Raw genomic sequence first — 17,838 nt, forward strand, 5'->3', positions numbered from 1 at the left:
TGATACAAGACCAGAGGTAGAGAAAGAGTAGTTACCCATTTCATGAACAAATGCAAAATTGCTTTCGATAAAACCCTTCCAACGAAAGTCACTATTTTGGTTTGAGCTAATTGCAGCATTAAGATAAGTTCCTTGGGTTCCGTATACACGGTCCATTTTATATCTTGCTTTGTTAATTGTAAACTTTTTCTCAATTGGAAAGCCGCAATTATCACTTACCTTAACTTGATATTCTCCGTAAGCGAAGTCTTTATCCGGAGTGAAGTAAATAACTATTAAGCCTGATAAAACTCTTATGGAATCCGGAATAAACTCTGAATTGTTTTGAACATTTATAACTTTAAAAGTCTTGCCCCAATTATATTGGCAACTGGTAGGATCAAAGAAACTACTATTATTTATATGTAATGATACTTGTGCGGGGGATGATAAAGTTATAAAAACGGAATCTCTGTCTATCCTGGGGTTCGCTATATATATTGAGGAATTAGTAGATATCCAACCATTACAGGTTTTCGCTGCCATATCTATATTTAGATTATAGCTTCCACTTTTAATATTTGACGGTACCTTATAAAATATATCATAAACAGAAGTACCAGTAACGGATAGTTTTATAGAATCTATATTGATCTTATCTGTTCCATTGGAAAAATAAAAATTTTCCTTTTTTAAATTCAGACAGGTATCAGATATTGAATTTCCTACTAATCTGCCTGCTACTTTTTGATCGTTATAATATGAAGTTGTAGCAGGAGTTTTTCCCTCATAACCTAGATCATAAGAATTCATTTTTATTTTTGCTGCGATTTCTGAGTCGTAACAACCTAAGCTGTCTTTAATCATAAGATAAACCGAATCAGCTGCATACCTAGTAGGGATAAAAAAATATGCCCGAAAAACGTCCGAATCTATCTTTAATGAATCAGCTATAATTTTTCCTCCATTTTTCAATAACATTGAAAAATTTTCGCGTTTATTACTGATACAATTTTTTGAGATTTTAGAATCTCTGCTATCCCCTATATAAATAGTATTCGTGCGTGCAGGAAGTAAAGTTGCGTTAGAAGAAATTTGCGATTTACTTAAGTTCATGCCTTTAATAGGAGACAGACATGAGTTCTTGAAAACTATTTCATACTCTCCATATTCAGCATTATAGGGAATATCTAATTTTACATTTACTGACTTTGATGACGGATAATCGGTTGCTTGAGCAGGAATTTCTTTACCTGACTTTTTATGTTTCAAGACGCATTTATTTAAATCAATATTTTCACAAAACAAAGGAAATGATTGTGGACCGTAATAGTAAAAGTTAATCGATCTACCAGTACCTTTTATAAAATCATATTGATATGTATTTATCCAATTATCTCTGACAGTAAATTGTCTGACTTTTGCAACGCATGAAGTTCCAGACCAGAATATTAAATCATATTTTCCAATCGCTGCATCCTTTGGAATTTTATAATATAATACAACCTGCCCATTTGCAAAAGTCATTGAGTCTAAGCTGATAATTCGTCCACCTGTTGTTTGAGACAAGACTATATCGGATTTTGTAAGACTTTGGCAAAAACGTGAGTTAATCTTTTGACTAAAATTTATAGTGGTTCTGTATGAATTATTTCTGTAAAAATTGTCGATATCACCAATTGAATTATTGTAGGCGTAGGTATCTATATATGAAAAAGTTATAGGCTTCACCTGAAAAAAGTCCTCTACCAGAACTTTACAACCTGTTTCTTTCTGAAAACTTATTTCATATAAACCATCAACTCTTGGTACATCCCTGATAATCAGGTTTAATCTTTTTGTTGAAGAATTATAATAAATACTATCCGGTGCAAAAGAAAAACTCGTAGTTGTACTTTCGAACCGGACATGCTCCTTCTTGACAGGAGTATAACATTTGGTCGCATCAAAATTCAGGTTTATATCGACTATTGCCGAATCGCCCATAGAGGCTACTGTGCCAGAGTATATTCTGATCTGAGCATATAACCCGTTCACTGTGGATAGGATAAAAAATGCCAGCATTGGCAGGAATCTAAAATTTTTCATCAGTGGAAATTTATAGAACAAAAATACGCAAATTATTATACAAAGTTAAAGGTAGGAACTTTCAGGAAGTTCTTTAAAAATATTGGTTCTAACCTAAGGAGAGATGCGCAGATAAAACTTTACAAATAAACAATCTATATAACTAATAAAAATTCTCTCTCTCTCTAAAAATTTCTATTTGTGCGTGTGAGTTCTTTCATAAGGGCATCAAACGGGGAAAAGTAAAGGAAGTTTCTTTTTTAACGCATGCGCATATCAGATCCATAGGCGCTTGTTTTATTTATCTCGAATTTGCATTGGAACTACTTGTGGAAACAGATAAACTTAAAGCATTTCACAAATCACGCGAAAGGGTAAGAATTTATCTTGAACAAAACGCTATTCTCTCCGACTACGAAATATTCAGGTTTAACAGGACTTTATCCCAACCTGACAATTTCTATAATATCAGACCTATATATGAATATAAAGAGGAAGAGCTGAGTGCATCAGGCTATGTGCTTCATACTTTGGAATCTGCTCTTTGGTGTTTTTGAATACAGATTGTTATAGAGATGTAGTATTGAAAGCCGTTAACTGAGGCTTAGACACAGACACTACTGGATCAGTTACTGGTGGTTTAGCAGGATTATATTATGGGGACAATGCCATTCCTGATAAATGGATAAATGTTTTAGCGAGGAAAGAAGATATTGAAAAGTTAGCGATTAAGTTAGAAGTGAAGTATTTTTCCGGAGAGTAACATTTGCATAGTATACACTCCTTTATATTCTTGTTGCAATCGAATCAAACCCCGATCTTCAACAACTCTGCTGGTGCGTTTTTGTAAAGCATGACCCTATACTTAATCTAACTCACAATTGTCAGAATCTTTTCTGATCCTTATTCCGTTCAACTAATACAGACCCCACAATACTTACTATTAATATTCCAATCACCACAATCAGTGCGATCAATGTTGGTATTTTAAAGATATCTGTCAATATCATTTTTACACCTACAAAAACTAATATAGAAGCTAAGCCATAATGCAGATAACGGAACTTCTGCATAAGCCCCGCAAATGCAAAATAAAGGGATCTCAATCCCAGTATGGCAAACACATTGGAGGTATAAACAATAAACTTGTCTGTAGTAATGGCAAGAATAGCAGGAATAGAATCAACTGCGAAAATCAGATCAGTTGTTTCAATCATAATCAAACTAAAAAATAAAGGAGTCATGTGTCTTTTATGATCTATTCTAATAAAAAATTTATCGCTGTCATATTTTGGAGTTGCAGGGATAAATCTTTTAACCAGATTAATCATGATATTTTTTTTAGGTTCGACCTTCTTTTCCTTACGCACTGCCATTCTGATTCCTATAATAATCAGGAATGCTCCGAATATATAAACAAGCCAATGAAAACGTTCCAATAATTCTATTCCAAGAAATATAAAAATTGCTCTCATTACCAGAGCCCCAAGAATTCCCCAAAAGAGTACCCTGTGCTGGTATTGATCAGGGACCTGTACATATTTAAAAATTAACAGAATGACAAAAATATTATCAATGCTCAGCGATTTTTCAATAAGGTATCCCGTAAGAAAATCAAGTGCCTGATCAGGACCTTGCCATAGATAAATAATTAAATTAAAACTCAAGGCAAGAGATATCCAGAATACTGTCCATAGGATTGATTCTTTGAATGAAACTACATGGGCTTTTCTATGAAATACCCCTAAATCAAATGCCAGAATGATTAAGACAAAAACATTGAAAAATATCCAATAAAAAACATTAGGCATATAGTTTAATAAGAAACATACCGATAAATCCTCTAGGCTCTGAGTGCATATGCTGGTACGTCCATTTCCAGAATTTAAGCATATTAAGGATAACTAACGCACTTAATGATCAGAGAATTAGAACAACCTATTTCTTATTTTAAAGTTTATTCTAAGGCCAATTCTGCTATTGCTCCCTACTCTTGCTGCTCCGGCAATTGCAATAATACTGTAATTTATTGCATTATCGAATCTTTCTATCTGATCCAGAGTAAAATATTGAACTAAAAGGCTAACTTCCGCTAAAGTTTAAAATTTAACGCTACTAACAGAATACACACTAAGTACATGAAATACCTTCTACTTTTACTAAGCTTATTTACATCTTCGCTAACATATGGTCAAGATCGTTGCGGCACTATGCAGGTCCGACAAAATAACGTGACCAAAAATCCGGCACTGCTTGAAAACGTTTCCAGACAAGAGCTACAGACACAAAAATTTACTCGCCAAAATCAGGGATTAAGGAGAACAGCTGCAGCACCAGTAATTCCAGTTGTAGTACATGTGCTCTACAATACGGCTGCTCAAAATATCACAGATGCCATGATTCAGTCTCAAATTGACGTTCTCAATCATGACTATTCAGCCACCAATAGTGATATATCCAATGTATCTGCAGAATTTCAACCTGTGATTGGAAATCCGAATATGCAATTCGCACTCGCCATAAGAGACCCAAATGGCAAAACCACAAATGGAATTATTAGAAAACAAACAAATAAAACCTCTTTTTCTCAAACTCAGGAGGAAGCAAAATATAGTAGTAAAGGCGGAGATGACGCATGGCCATCAGGAAGTTACTTAAACATTTGGGTGGTACCGGAAATTGGAGCATCAGCAGGTACTGTTCTTGGTTATGCAACTTTTCCTGGCACCGCGCCCGAAGCGGAAGATGGAGTTGTAATAGCATACAAATACTTCGGCCTTAATATAATTTCTGCTGAAAACAACCTTGGCAGGACGGCAACGCACGAAGTAGCTCATTGGTTTAATTTATACCATACTTTTCAGGATGGTTGTGTCGGGACAAACAGCACAACCTGCGAGACCAGAGGTGATCTGGTTTGTGACACACCTCCATCAGTGGATGGTAGCTATGATTGCGCAACAAGGAACTCTTGTACAGAAAGTCCAGATCATAATGATATGGCTATGAATTATATGAATTATGCCGATGATGCTTGTCTTGTTATGTTTTCCGCTGGCCAGGCAACAAGAATGCAGGCAGCATTAAATGGCCCAAGAGCATCTCTGCTTACATCAAAAGGATTAACCCCTCCGATAGTAGCAGCTTTAAATGCTTCATTAGAAAACATATCTGGTGTTAGCGGTAACTTTTGTACAAACGCTGTTTATCCATCTCTAACTATCCGTAATGGAGGTACCACCAACACAATTACCAGCATTAATTATACTTATAAAGTTGATAATGGAACAGCGCAATCGCTTTCGTGGACAGGTAGCTTAGCAACAGGTTCTGCTACAACGATTAACCTACCCACTGTATCAGGCTTATCAAAAGGGAACCATACCTATGCAGTAAATATAACTCAGGTAAATGGAAAGACAGATGGAAATCCAGAAGATGACCTTTTGACGAAGAGCTTTACTGTTTTACCTGTTCAGGAGCTTCCATATTCTGAAAGCTTTGAAAATTCAGGTCAGCTTCCCAATGGCTGGAGCATTAATAATCCTGACAATAGCAAGACATGGGAACTAACTAGTGCAGCTGCAATTAATGGTACTTACTCCATAGTAGCCAATAATTTCGAATATGAGAATGGCCGGATTGATGACCTCCTCTCGCCACTTATTGCTATTGGTTCCAACGCTGAATTAAAATTTGATATTGCATACAAACTTTTTACAGAAGAAACTCAGGATGAAAACTATTCAGATACCTTAACAGTGCTGGCAAGTGCGGATTGCGGAATTACCTATGATGTTCTTTCTAAAGAATTCGGAACAAAACTGACTACTGGTGAGCCATATTTTACAAGTGATCAGTTTGTCCCAGCCGCAAATGAATGGAAAACCAAAACCATTGATTTAAGGAACTACGAAGGGAAAACTACCAGGATAATATTTAGAAATACTTCTGACAACGAGAACATGCTCTACCTGGACAATGTCCGATTTGAAGGCACACCTCTAGGAATAGATGATCCAGCTGCAAGTGCGGACCAAATAAAGTTATATCCGAATCCGACACAAGGTTCTTTTGTTATAAATGCTATCAGCAATATAGACTTTATTGCCATCTATGATCTTCTTGGCGGAGAAATTCAAAGTATAAATCCGGATGGAACAAACCAAACTGTGGATTTGAGTGCAAAACCAGCAGGCGTTTATATAGTAAAAATAAGCGCCGGAGGACGAACTAAAGTCACAAAAGTTATCCTAGACTAAAAAGCAAAAAGGCCGCTCCTATAAGCGGCCTTTTTGCTTTTAAAGCGCTCTGACGATAGCTGTCTTGAGTGCAATTTTAGCTTTATTGATTGTTGTCAAAAATGATCCAATAAAGTTATCTTCTTTCATCTTTTACTTTCCCTTATTTCACAGGTTGCTCTCCCTAACACATTTCATTTTATCAGGACAGTTTGTTCAATAAACGTATTTCCAACATTAGATTTTTTCTCTATTCAAACTATTCAAATTCCAGTCTGTTTATACCCCAAAGCACTTTAAATGACCCAGGTAGCTAACAAAAACGAAGTCACCGAAAGGATTCTTATGCTCTTTGGTATTTGTTTTTGTTTTCTGGGTACGATTATTCCTTTGCTGGTGCTTAGTTTAAGATTCGTTGACTATCCGCTGCTGTATACTATTACACCGGGTCATTTCATTATGAATCCCCTAACTTCCATCTGTTTTATAATTATCGGTATTGCTACATGGTTTTCAAGAAAGGAGGAAATAAAACAACAGCATTATTACCTTGTAACTTCCCTAAGTCTGCTTGTATTGGCCTATTGCAGCAGCATGTTATTATTTCTATCCCTTGGCTTAAGTTATCAGCCTGACAAAGTTATACTTGGTTTACTGGTTGGCGACCAGAAACAGCTGTCGACGACTTTGAGCTATAAGGGTATGGCAATAAATAATGCAATCGGTATAAGCTTGCTGGCGATATCCATACTCTTCATAGATAAAAAAAAGATATTGTTCTCTAATCCACAAAACATCAATTACTTTGTCATATTCTTATCGTTCCTAACTATTTATGGTTATGTATATTCTGTTGAGGAGTTATACACGCTTGGAGGAATACCAATGTCTTTTTTCAGCTCATTATCCATGTTGTTTCTTTCATCATCAGCACTTTTACTCAGACCATATAAAGGATCAATGAAATATTTGGTAGGACAAAATCCGGCAGAGGTTTTTATGATGCGTTTTCTTGCGTTCTTTGTCCCCTTGGTACTGGGCTATCTGAAAATAAGCGGAGAAGAAGCTCATCTCTATAGCAAAAACGTAGGTACTGCATTTATGGCAATTGCCACTTATTTCATTTCAATTATGCTGCTGGGATGGAAATCAACTATCCAATATAAACTTCAAGTGGCAAAACAGCAACAGTTAGAACTTATTAAAAAAGATAATAAAAGGATAGAAAGGATTCTAAACAACTCACAGACTTTCGTTCAGATTATTGATATCCAGAGAGACTTAATAGTATTTTCCAACGAATCAGGACAAGGCAAATTGCGCACAGGTAAGGAGATAGAAGGTAAGACAATGTCAGAAATTATAAAAGAAAGGATACATCCCGATGACTTCCTTGTTATTGAAGAGCGTAATATGATACTACCCGGACTCAATGATGGTGAATTTAATGATATTTCCTTCAGACTCTTAAACGAGTGGGGAGACAATACATGGCTGTTCTCCAGGGCAATTGTCTTTTCCCGAGATAAGAACGGGGCTGTAAAAGAGATTCTTTTCAACACCATCGATATTACAAACGAAAAGAAAAAAGAAGCAAAACTAAAAGAGCAAAAATTAAGTCTGGAACAGAAGCAACTGGAGTTGGAAAAAGCAAATCGCAAACTAGAAGAGGCTAACAATAACCTGGAAGAAGAAGCACGCAAAAGAGCCTCTGAGCTATATAAGAGTGAGAAAAGATACAAAGATTATATACATAACAGTTTTAGCGGAATCATAGAATTTATACATACATCCGATATAGACACCAAACTGACTGTAGAGGAACAGGTAGAAAAAATCAGAGAGGTCACTAGAATTAAACAAGTAAACCAAGTAGCTGCTGAACTACATGGATATAAAAATCCGGATACTTTGAAAGGTATGAAGCTATTGGAATTCGTGAATTTGCCTGAAGAGATCACCATGGCTTATATAGATGAGTTTGTCCGGTCAAATTATCGACTTGTAGGGAAAGAGCCGACTCAAATCACGAAAGAAGGCAAGTCAATAAAAGTATATTCGAACATGGTTGGTATAATAAGAAATCACTTTCTTGTAAAAGTCTGGGAGATACAAAGACCTATTAGAATGAAAGATAATTATAATAAAGAGGAAACAGAAGTAAATACGGAAGATAGTGAAATAAGAAGTATTTGATAGATTATACCTAACCAGAACAAAAACCATGTCAGTATCTATTGAAAATAAACAGACCGTAAACACCCTTATTACAATAGGAAAAACCTTTATATTAATAGCTTTTCTTATACCGATAATTGGATTGATATTACGTGCTATAAATTATGAGTGGTTTGAGTTATTTAGTTTTAAGCAGACAGTCTCTCAAAATCCACTTTCGGCCATTTGCTATGCCATGATTGCTATTGCAATTTGGATAATACGCAATGAAAATGCGAGCTTCAGAAGTAAGTTAATTTGCAATATTATTTGCTTCTTTGTTATGATTATTGCTGCAGGGAAGCTAATAACCTACTTCATGAATCGCCCTTTTTTATTAGAGGTGCTTTTATTCAAAGATCAAATCTATCATGTCAAAAGCAAGATAGGCAAAGAACTTAATGCTAATCTTCTATCTTTAATTTCATCGTTTTTTTTCATTACGCTTTGCTTATCCTTGTTACTTAATAATTATGGGAACAAGCAGATTTATAAAATCTCTCAGATCCTTAACTATATTACTGCCCTCTGTGCCATATTAGCCATATATTGTTACGTATATAAAATTGACGAGCTGATCGCTACTTCTTTTATCATACCTATCTCTCTTAATTCCGCCATTTGTGCACTTCTATTATCCTTAGGTATTTTGTTCTTAAGACCACATAAAGGATCTATGCAAACCCTTATTGGTCAAAACTCTACTCAAATAGTCTTATTGCGGTTTCTTGCCTTTTTCGTACCTCTACTTCTAGGCTGGCTGAAAATAAAAGGAGAAGATAATGGGGTATACAGTAAAAATATGGGCACTGCCCTTTATGCTTCTGCGACCTTTTGTATTTCCATGTTTTTGCTTGGCTGGAAATCAAAGATACAATCAAAGCTCAGAGAAGTAAGACAAAAAAATGAGGAGCAAATTGAAAAGGACAGAGATAAGCTAAAAAATATTCTGGAGTTATCACCCACTACAATAACCATTATCGATCTGAATACCCAAAAATACATATACACCAACAGGGCCTCCAGACAGCTTTTCCGATATAAAGGTAGTGACTTACGTAATAAAAAATATCAGGATGTCGTAAAAACGTTGGTAGCTGGAATAGATGAAGATAAAATTAGGAATAGATTAGATCTAATTAAAAAATTAAATGAAGATGAGTCAAATGAAATGACCTATGGTATTTATAATACAAAGGGGCTTGTAAGCTGGATAATTACCAAAGGTATTGGATTTGACTATAAAAATGGTAAAGCCCAGAAAGCGCTTATCAATGGCCTTGACATCTCTAAAGAAATGAAGCTTCAATTGGCTTTGGAAAGACAAACTGCAGAAATAGAACAAACCAACAAAAAGTTAAGGGAATCAAATGACAAACTCAGAGATATTCAACTTAATCTTGAGGAGAAGATAAAAGAACGTATATACGAAATAGAAGAAAGCAACCGCGCTTGTAAAGATTTCTTTGAAGAAAGTTTTGAAGGCATCTTGCGCTATGGACTGAAAGATATTGAAGGTGTAGATATAAACCTTCCAATAAAGCAACAGATAACCTTAATTCAGAAGCACGCTTATATTGCCGAAGCAAACAAAAAATTTATTCACGATCATGGCTACAAATCTAAAGATGAACTCGTTGGTACTCCGTTGATAGATTTTCTCGCAATGTCTGATAATGAAAAAATTAAACTAACCGTAGGCTTTATAAAGAATGGTTACAAAATGGAAAATGTCACCTCTGCACATCTCAACAAAGCTGGTGAAAAGGTAAAGTTTCTGGTCAATATGACAGGTGTAATAGACAATGGCCTTCTAATAAGTGCCTGGAGTACGGAAATGAAATTAGTAAATATAAATCAATGAATTTCCCAAGACATCTATTAGGCTTGCAGTAAGCTTAAAGATGTTTCAAAAATCTGCCTTTCACTTATCCTTGGAATATCCTACTTATGCTTCCCCTCTCCCTTATCTGTCTCTCTAGCCTTCTTATCAATTAAAATGCACTTCAAGAACCCTGCTTTATTCTCAACAAGTTTTTCAACACAAATGCCTTTCATCAGTTTATAAAATTGTTAGGGATAATTTCTTTCAAGACATTAATACCAGTAAGATTCAATTCTAAAATTCAACCTATAAATCATGCAAAAATATATACTAGCCTTTAATGAAATTCATTTAAATGATATTGCACAAGTAGGTGGAAAAAATTCTTCTCTGGGGGAAATGTTCAATATTCTATCCTCTAAAGGAATCAATATTCCTGACGGTTTTGCGACTACATCTTATGCCTATCAAGAATTTATTAAAAGCAATAAACTGAGCAATGACCTTAAGAATGCCTTAGATAAGTTAGATACTAAAACTTTTTCTAACCTTACAGAAGTTGGATCAATCTGCAGAAATCTGATATTAAAATCCACTATCCCCTTAGAGATAGAGACAGCTATTAAGAATGGCTACATAGAATTATGTAAAAAATACGGATTTCAAATACACGTTGCGGTGAGAAGCAGCGCAACCGCAGAAGATCTGCCTGATGCTAGTTTTGCTGGACAGCATGAATCATATCTGAATATCTGTTGCGGAGAAGAAAACCTGTTAAAAGCCTGCCTGAATTGTTTGGCATCATTGTTTACAGATAGAGCAATCAAGTACAGACATGATAATGGTTTCGATCATATGAAAGTTGCCCTGTCTATCGGAATTCAAAAAATGATTAGGTCTGACCTAGCATCTTCAGGAGTTTGTTTCACATTGGATCCTGATTCAGGATTTGAAGATATTATCCTGATTACAGGAAGCTGGGGATTGGGTGAAAATGTTGTTCAGGGTGCTGTTAACCCGGATGAGTTTTATGTCTTTAAGAAATCTTTGCAAAAGAATAAACAAGCCATATTAAATAAGAAAATCGGAAGCAAAGAGAAAACCATGATATATAATAATGATGCTTTCTCTGACAACACCATTAAAAATATTGAAACGCCTAAGGAAAAAAGAAATCTATTCATTCTAAATGATGAAGAAATACATTTACTGGCCAAATGGTCATTAATCATTGAAGAGCATTACCAAAAACCAATGGATATCGAATGGGCAAAAGATGGTGAAGAGAATAAAATTTACATAGTACAGGCAAGACCGGAAACTGTATACAGCAGAAAAAGAAAACAGGTTAAAATAACAGAGTATCGTCTTAAGGAAAAAGGTAATATTATTACCAGCGGCAAAGCTATTGGCAATCAAATTGCAACAGGAACCGTCCGCATCATTAACTCTCCAGAAGATTCCTACTTATTAAAGGAAGGGGAAATATTAGTAACAGATATTACAAATCCCGATTGGGATCCCATTCTGAAAAAAGCATCAGCCATTATTACCAATAAAGGAGGAAGAACCAGCCATGCGGCCATTATAGCCAGAGAGTTGGGAGCAGTGGCAATTGTAGGAACAGGCAATGCAACTTCAGTTATCAAAGACGGCGATACAGTGACGGTCTCTTGTGCAGAAGGAGAAACGGGAACAATATATGAGGGAAAGCTTTTATGGGAAGTCATAGAGACTAATTTGGAAGCTATTGAGAAGCCCAAGACAAAAGTCATGTTCATTCTTGGGAATCCCGAGAAAGCATTTCATTTGTCACGCATCCCTAACGATGGAGTAGGTTTGATGAGATTGGAATTTATTATTAACAATTCGATTAAAGTTCACCCAATGGCTTTGATAAAATTCGATTCTCTTAAAGACCAAGCTGCCAAATCTGAAATAGAAAATCTGACATCCAACTATTCCAATAAAGAATCTTACTTTATTGAAAATCTTTCGAGATCAGTAGCGACAATAGCTGCAGCATTTTATCCAAATGATGTAATTGTCAGAATGACTGATTTCAAAACCAATGAATATGCAAATCTGGTGGGCGGAAAAGAATTTGAACCTCTAGAAGCAAACCCAATGCTGGGTTTCCGTGGTGCTTCAAGGTATTATAACGATGCGTATAAAGAGGGCTTCGGACTTGAATGTAAAGCAATGAAAGTAGTTCGGGACGAAATGGGCCTAACAAATGTCAAATTAATGATTCCGTTTTGTAGAACTGTTGAAGAAGGAAAAAAAGTCATAGAAATTATGAATACATACGGACTGAGACAAGGAGAAAATGAACTGGAAATATATGTAATGGCTGAAATCCCTAGTAATGTAATCCTGGCTGATGAATTTGCCAGTATCTTTGATGGTTTCTCTATCGGGTCTAATGACCTTACCCAATTGACTTTGGGAATAGACAGGGACTCTTCTACTGTAAGCGAACTGTTCGATGAAAATAATGAAGCTCCCAAAAAAATGATTCGTTTGATGATTAATTCTGCCAAACAAGCAGGTAGGAAAATAGGCCTTTGTGGTCAAGCGCCAAGCGACTTTCCTGAATTTGCGCAATTCCTTGTTGAAAATAAAATTGATAGTATTTCTTTCAATCCTGATGCCATGATCAAGGGGATACAGAATATTAAAGAAGCAGAAGTCAAATTCCGGCATCAGAAAATAGAGCATTAATTGGATGCTTTTAAATCTGAGATTTACCCTGAAGGTCTCTTCTTTTGAAAGTTTTAGATTACAGTTAAGTAAAAAATTACAAAATCTTTTGGATTTAAATTAAGTTTCCCTACTTTTGGGACCCGTTTGCCCAGGTGGCGGAATTGGTAGACGCGCTGGTCTCAAACACCTGTGTCTTCACTGACATGCCGGTTCGACTCCGGCCCTGGGTACTAATAGAAAAACAAAGCTCTGTAATTGAAATAATTGCAGAGCTTTTGTATTTTTAGTCGAGTGATAAGTCGAGTTTTACTTACTTGAATACCACTCTTCGACTTAAAGACCTTTAAATTTTATAATAATTTGAATGACAAGCTTTAGCCTATTTTTGGAAATAGACTAAAGAACTTTGTATAAATTTTTAATTCTCTAAGCGATTTCAGCCACTAGTTTGCTTTCCTCAACTTCTTCTATACTTTCCGGAGCTAGGTCTAGGTCTGGTTCAGGGATTAAATTATTACCCAGCTTTTTAAGTAATGATAGGTGAGATTTAAGCGCATCAAAGAAGGTAGGGTAATCATTGTAAGGCACTCTATATTCCAAGGCTGTTTCTTTCACAATTTCGGAAATAGCAGGGTAATGGACATGGCAAATCTTAGGAAACAAATGGTGTTCAACCTGAAAGTTTAAGCCGCCTGTGAGAAAGCTGGTAATAAAACTTTTTCTTCCAAAATCAACAGTGGTACACAACTGATGTATAGCCCAATTATTCTCCATAATACCCTGCTCATCAGGCATTGAAAAATCTGCCTTTTCAACTACATGGGCTAACATAAAAATAATAGCTATCGCAAATCCTTCAAATAAATGCCCCAGAATAAATCCTCCGAACACAACATACCATGGCATGTCTATCATCATAATTGGCAAGGCAATGAAAAGAAAATAATAAAGAGCCTTAAAAAAGAATAAATTAAAATACTCAATTGACGGATGGTTTTTATTTTCATAATTACCAATAGTCTTTTGAAAGAATTTCTTATAATCTTTCCTAAAAACCCAAGAAAGTGTACCTAATGGATATAAAAAGAAAATCCAGATATGTTGATACCTTTGAATTGGCCTCCATTTTTGTGTAGGCGCTATTCTGGCAAAAGGTACCGATTCAATATCTTCATCTATACCATCAATATTAGTATAGGTATGGTGTACAATGTTGTGGGTAATACCCCATAAATATGAATTTGCACCTAATAGATTATAGGAATTGCTCATAAGGGTATTTATCCATCTTTTAGAGGAATAAGCGCCGTGAATGGCATCATGTCCGCAATTTACAGCAAGAAAAACTGAAGACAAGCCTAACACAACCCATAGCAAATTATTAATCCATAAACTGAAACCACCAAATAGTAGACTAAAATAAGAGGAAAGAATTAAGCTTAGAAAAAATAAAGTCTTGAAGTACATAAAAGCATTTGCTTTTTCACTAATTCCCTCTGACTTAAAATAATTTTCTACTCTCCTGACAAGTGTCTTATGAAATCCTTCACTATCCTTTTGAAATCTAATTTTTACGTTCATATTACAATAATTATCAATAAACTTGTTAATACCTAAAATTTATAATCCTTTTACTGTAGATCGTATCAATATACTTATTCTTTTGCTTTCAGAATGATAATCAACCAAATATATAAATCTTTTTTTGTCTCTACTAATTAATTCTAGGTACTAGTTTTAACAACTAATCATCAAGAATAAACTAATAACAAAGACCTATTCTTTCATTGAGAGTTCATGAATTATCTACAAAATTAATAATGTGTTAAGGTTCTTTACAAATCTATATTTTACTTTTTTTCTATCTTTTTAAATCCATTCATCCCGTTATAGATTGAAACACATCTCCTCTCCTTCTTGCTCATTCACATATACTAGTATATCTTTTTAAAGCCGTAGACAAAAAAATCAAAAGCCTATCAGATCAAAGTCATGCAAATGAAGAAAGGCTGCAAAACGCGAAGATTTTTTGTACTAGACTGAGTACATTTTTCATTGAATTTGGTCCTTATTTCACAAGATCCATTTTATAAATGGACAAAAATCTATTGATCCGCTTTTTTATTTCTCTATAATTATCATGTTGAATCATTAACCTAAATGAAATTCCGAATGAATCTCTCCAGGATAGAGTAGTACAAAGCAAGAATTATAAATTGAACAACCCACAGAAGTACATTGATAAAATATTTTTTATATCCGAAGATATTGATTTTTCGGGTCTCAAGCTGTTCCTGACTTTAGTTGCTATTAGCTTCAACTCAATTATTCTGCCCTAAGCTCCTTCACTAAACTATTTTTAAGAAAAACAGGACAAACACCCATAGAATACAGGCAAAGCTCATATTAATAAAACTATTGAAAATATCTTTCTGATATATAAAATTAGTTAGCAGACATCTCTAAATCCTTCATTGAAACTAATCCCTTAGGCAACAGAATTTCCTGTAACAATTTTAAACTGATGCGTCCTTTTTATGAACGATTACAGCAAAGGCCAACACATTGGTTGTTTAAGCCTCTGTCATCATTAAAAACCTTTGTTTATTCTTTTAACCTTTAGCTCAGAACTATGTATACACGTTATTTTTTATTTGCGCTCTTTTTGCTCAGTTCGCTTTCTACCCATGCCAAGAAAGTCCTGGTAGGAGGAAGTGGTGGGTATTTAAATTATTCAAATGCAACTAATACGCTTAGTCTGGCCCCGGGCGACACCATAGCAATTCAACCGGGAAAATACTCTGGTTTTACCTTTGGCAATATACGAGGAACAGCCTCAAAGAAGATCGTAATTATAAATAACAAAGGCTTGGTGGAGATTACCGGGTCAAATACTTCTAATCTAAACACCTGTAGCAATGTCGTGTTCACGGGCATGGGCGCAAATGGAATCAAGTACGGTTTTTATTTCCATGATATCAACGCAAGGGCTATACAGTTGGACAATACCGCCGATAGCATTACGATCAGTTATGCCATGTTTGAAAGGATTAGCGATTATACCATTCGCATAAATGCCGACAAGAAATATGATGGCTCGGAAACTACTCTGATCGAAAACATCCGCTTTCTGCATTTGTCATTTAAGAAAACAGGAACACCTATAGATTGGGGAAATTTTGCATACGGCTCAGACTTGATCGGTTGCGGCAGAAATGTGGAAGTTGCATATTGTACCATAGACAGCCTGAATGGTGGTGATGGAGTACGACTCAACAAAGTGTTTGATGTAAACATTCACCACAACAGTTTTACCAATACAGGTTTATCCACATTTACACACCCGGGTACTTTCTACTTGCGTGGAGATGGAACGATTCATCATAATTTTTTTCAGAACGTCTGGGGAAATGGGGTGCGAAGCGAGGGCATTGGCCTCAACGAATTGGGTGAATTGTTGATTTCAAACAATATCTTTCTTGGCTCTCGTAAATACTCTGCTATAGAAGTACAAACGCATCCCAGTGATGTGACCACGAGTGGAAGTCCTTCTACTAAATCCTGTCATTATAAAATATTCAACAACACCATGGGGAACCAAAGTGCCAGGGATTATTCAGCAGCAATGGTGGATGTGTATAGTTTGATTGACGGAAAATGTGAGATCCGCAACAATCTGGGATTCAATATTGAAAAGGATAAGGCACATGTACCCACCAGAAATTATATCTACAATAGACAATCGCCCATTGCAACGGATGTACCTGATACATCCAACAATATATATAGAAGATCTTTTGTACAACTTGGCCTTGTAGATACTTTAAATGTGTATCTTAAACCGAACTCTATCGCGATTGATAAGGGAATGACGTTGAACACGATTACGGATGATTTTGAAGGAATTGTAAGACCAAAGGGAATAAGATACGATATAGGAGCTAGAGAATTTGTACCACCGATGCAAGTCGTAACCTCATTGGAAGAAATCTACAATAGTTCAGAGCAAATTCTGATGTATCCAAATCCTTGTACGTCGCATGTTATTCTACGCTCTCCATCACCTTTACGCAGGGTCAGTCTCACCAATGTACATGGTCAGCTTATTTTTGAACAGCTTCTTTTGGGGGACCTTGAAACGCAATTGAATTTAGAAAGCGTTGAAAATGGAATTTACTTCATAAGGATGGAGACTGAGAATGGCAGCTTTACCAAATCACTTTTGAAACATTGAAAAGTGTATATAAGGATTGACACAAATCCTCTTTACTACAGTTTTCTGATAGAAAAATTAAGCCCTCTAGTTTTAAAAAATCAGAGGGCTTTTATATGAGATTGAGTTATATATTGCGCTAAATTTATCTTTTACTAAGATTTAATGATTTAAAATTAATTCTATTAATCACCCCATTAACAAGCTCTTATCAGAAAGGGTATCATTTTCAAACTTCCTTTTCCACTCATTTAACTGCATTGATGTTTCTTCCTTACCTTCATCAAATACTATCCAACTATTGCAAAGCGTAGAATAATGCCTCAATTCATGTATATCCTCCTCCCTAATAAAATCATAACCGTATTTCCGGGGGCCTGACATAACCGCGTTCCATAGGACATACTCCAGATTATTCATCCAGCCCGCTGTATAACAACGTTCGGAAATTCCACTCATAATATTCATAAGTTGTTGCTGAATAGGAGTCAAATCAGATAACATAATTAATTTATTCAAATAAGTTCCTTAGTCTTACATAGCTGATTTATATATTTAAAAGATATAGTCGATAATAAAAAAAACACTCC

Annotated in this window: 10 protein-coding genes, 1 tRNA gene and 1 pseudogene; 8 read left to right on the forward strand and 4 right to left on the reverse strand. The window is 35.4% G+C overall.

The annotated features are described in order from the left end of the window. Positions 1–2,067: hypothetical protein (locus tag J7604_RS22790; RefSeq protein WP_293901417.1), on the reverse strand; the 2,067-nt coding region annotated here is incomplete at its 3' end. Between the two features lie 206 nt (positions 2,068–2,273). Between J7604_RS22790 and J7604_RS22795 the strand changes: the two genes are divergently transcribed. Together J7604_RS22795 and J7604_RS27095 are read left to right on the forward strand one after the other, a co-directional pair. Further along, positions 2,274–2,603 carry an ADP-ribosylglycohydrolase family protein gene (locus J7604_RS22795; protein WP_293901592.1) on the forward strand — a complete coding sequence of 110 codons (330 nt, stop codon included), beginning with the start codon at positions 2,274–2,276 and terminating at the stop codon, positions 2,601–2,603. A gap of 56 nt (positions 2,604–2,659) precedes the next feature. After that, positions 2,660–2,809: pseudogene (locus J7604_RS27095) on the forward strand (ADP-ribosylglycohydrolase family protein); the annotation flags it as partial. A 121-nt stretch (positions 2,810–2,930) separates the two neighbouring features. On the opposite strand, the gene J7604_RS22800 reads toward J7604_RS27095, so the two are convergent. Next, positions 2,931–3,857, reverse strand: coding sequence for a TerC family protein (locus J7604_RS22800; RefSeq protein ID WP_293901420.1), 927 nt, complete (start codon positions 3,855–3,857; stop codon positions 2,931–2,933). A 327-nt stretch (positions 3,858–4,184) separates the two neighbouring features. On the opposite strand from J7604_RS22800, the gene J7604_RS22805 reads away from it, so the two are divergent. The 5 genes from J7604_RS22805 (at position 4,185) to J7604_RS22825 (ending at position 13,265) form a co-directional block, all read left to right on the forward strand. Continuing rightward, positions 4,185–6,308: a M43 family zinc metalloprotease gene (locus J7604_RS22805; protein ID WP_293901423.1), complete on the forward strand. Its 2,124-nt coding sequence runs from the start codon at positions 4,185–4,187 to the stop codon at positions 6,306–6,308. Positions 6,309–6,587: 279 nt separating this feature from the next. Next, positions 6,588–8,483 (forward strand): hypothetical protein, encoded by a 1,896-nt coding sequence (locus tag J7604_RS22810; protein ID WP_293901425.1) that lies wholly within the window; start codon positions 6,588–6,590, stop codon positions 8,481–8,483. A gap of 28 nt (positions 8,484–8,511) precedes the next feature. Next, complete coding sequence (locus J7604_RS22815; protein ID WP_293901427.1) at positions 8,512–10,368, forward strand: PAS domain S-box protein; 1,857 nt, start codon at positions 8,512–8,514, stop codon at positions 10,366–10,368. Between the two features lie 276 nt (positions 10,369–10,644). Continuing rightward, positions 10,645–13,053, forward strand: a complete 2,409-nt coding sequence (ppsA, locus tag J7604_RS22820; RefSeq protein WP_293901430.1) for a phosphoenolpyruvate synthase — start codon at positions 10,645–10,647, stop codon at positions 13,051–13,053. 128 nt (positions 13,054–13,181) lie between these two features. Continuing rightward, positions 13,182–13,265: transfer RNA gene (locus tag J7604_RS22825), tRNA-Leu, on the forward strand. A 196-nt stretch (positions 13,266–13,461) separates the two neighbouring features. Here J7604_RS22825 and J7604_RS22830 read toward each other — a convergent pair. After that, a complete protein-coding gene (locus J7604_RS22830) occupies positions 13,462–14,616 on the reverse strand; it encodes an acyl-CoA desaturase (RefSeq protein WP_293901433.1) in 1,155 nt (384 codons plus the stop codon). A 1,051-nt stretch (positions 14,617–15,667) separates the two neighbouring features. Here J7604_RS22830 and J7604_RS22835 point away from each other — a divergent pair. Next, positions 15,668–17,269, forward strand: coding sequence for a T9SS type A sorting domain-containing protein (locus tag J7604_RS22835; protein WP_293901436.1), 1,602 nt, complete (start codon positions 15,668–15,670; stop codon positions 17,267–17,269). A 168-nt stretch (positions 17,270–17,437) separates the two neighbouring features. Here the strand turns inward: J7604_RS22835 and J7604_RS22840 are convergent, their stop codons facing one another. Next, positions 17,438–17,752: a hypothetical protein gene (locus tag J7604_RS22840; RefSeq protein WP_293901439.1), complete on the reverse strand. Its 315-nt coding sequence runs from the start codon at positions 17,750–17,752 to the stop codon at positions 17,438–17,440. Positions 17,753–17,838: the final 86 nt, after the last annotated feature.

It is taken from the genome of Sporocytophaga sp. (assembly GCF_017745095.1).
Taxonomy (GTDB): Bacteria; Bacteroidota; Bacteroidia; order Cytophagales; family Cytophagaceae; genus Sporocytophaga.

Excerpts from the sequence above, each read along its gene's own strand:
- J7604_RS22810 (WP_293901425.1), top strand. The coding sequence starts at position 6,588 with ATGACCCAGGTAGCTAACAAAAACGAAGTCACCGAAAGGATTCTTATG.
- J7604_RS22835 (WP_293901436.1), top strand. The coding sequence starts at position 15,668 with ATGTATACACGTTATTTTTTATTTGCGCTCTTTTTGCTCAGTTCGCTT.
- J7604_RS22800 (WP_293901420.1), bottom strand. The coding sequence starts at position 3,857 with ATGCCTAATGTTTTTTATTGGATATTTTTCAATGTTTTTGTCTTAATC.
- J7604_RS22815 (WP_293901427.1), top strand. The coding sequence starts at position 8,512 with ATGTCAGTATCTATTGAAAATAAACAGACCGTAAACACCCTTATTACA.
- ppsA (WP_293901430.1), top strand. The coding sequence starts at position 10,645 with ATGCAAAAATATATACTAGCCTTTAATGAAATTCATTTAAATGATATT.
- J7604_RS22830 (WP_293901433.1), bottom strand. The coding sequence starts at position 14,616 with ATGAACGTAAAAATTAGATTTCAAAAGGATAGTGAAGGATTTCATAAG.
- J7604_RS22805 (WP_293901423.1), top strand. The coding sequence starts at position 4,185 with ATGAAATACCTTCTACTTTTACTAAGCTTATTTACATCTTCGCTAACA.
- J7604_RS22840 (WP_293901439.1), bottom strand. The coding sequence starts at position 17,752 with ATGTTATCTGATTTGACTCCTATTCAGCAACAACTTATGAATATTATG.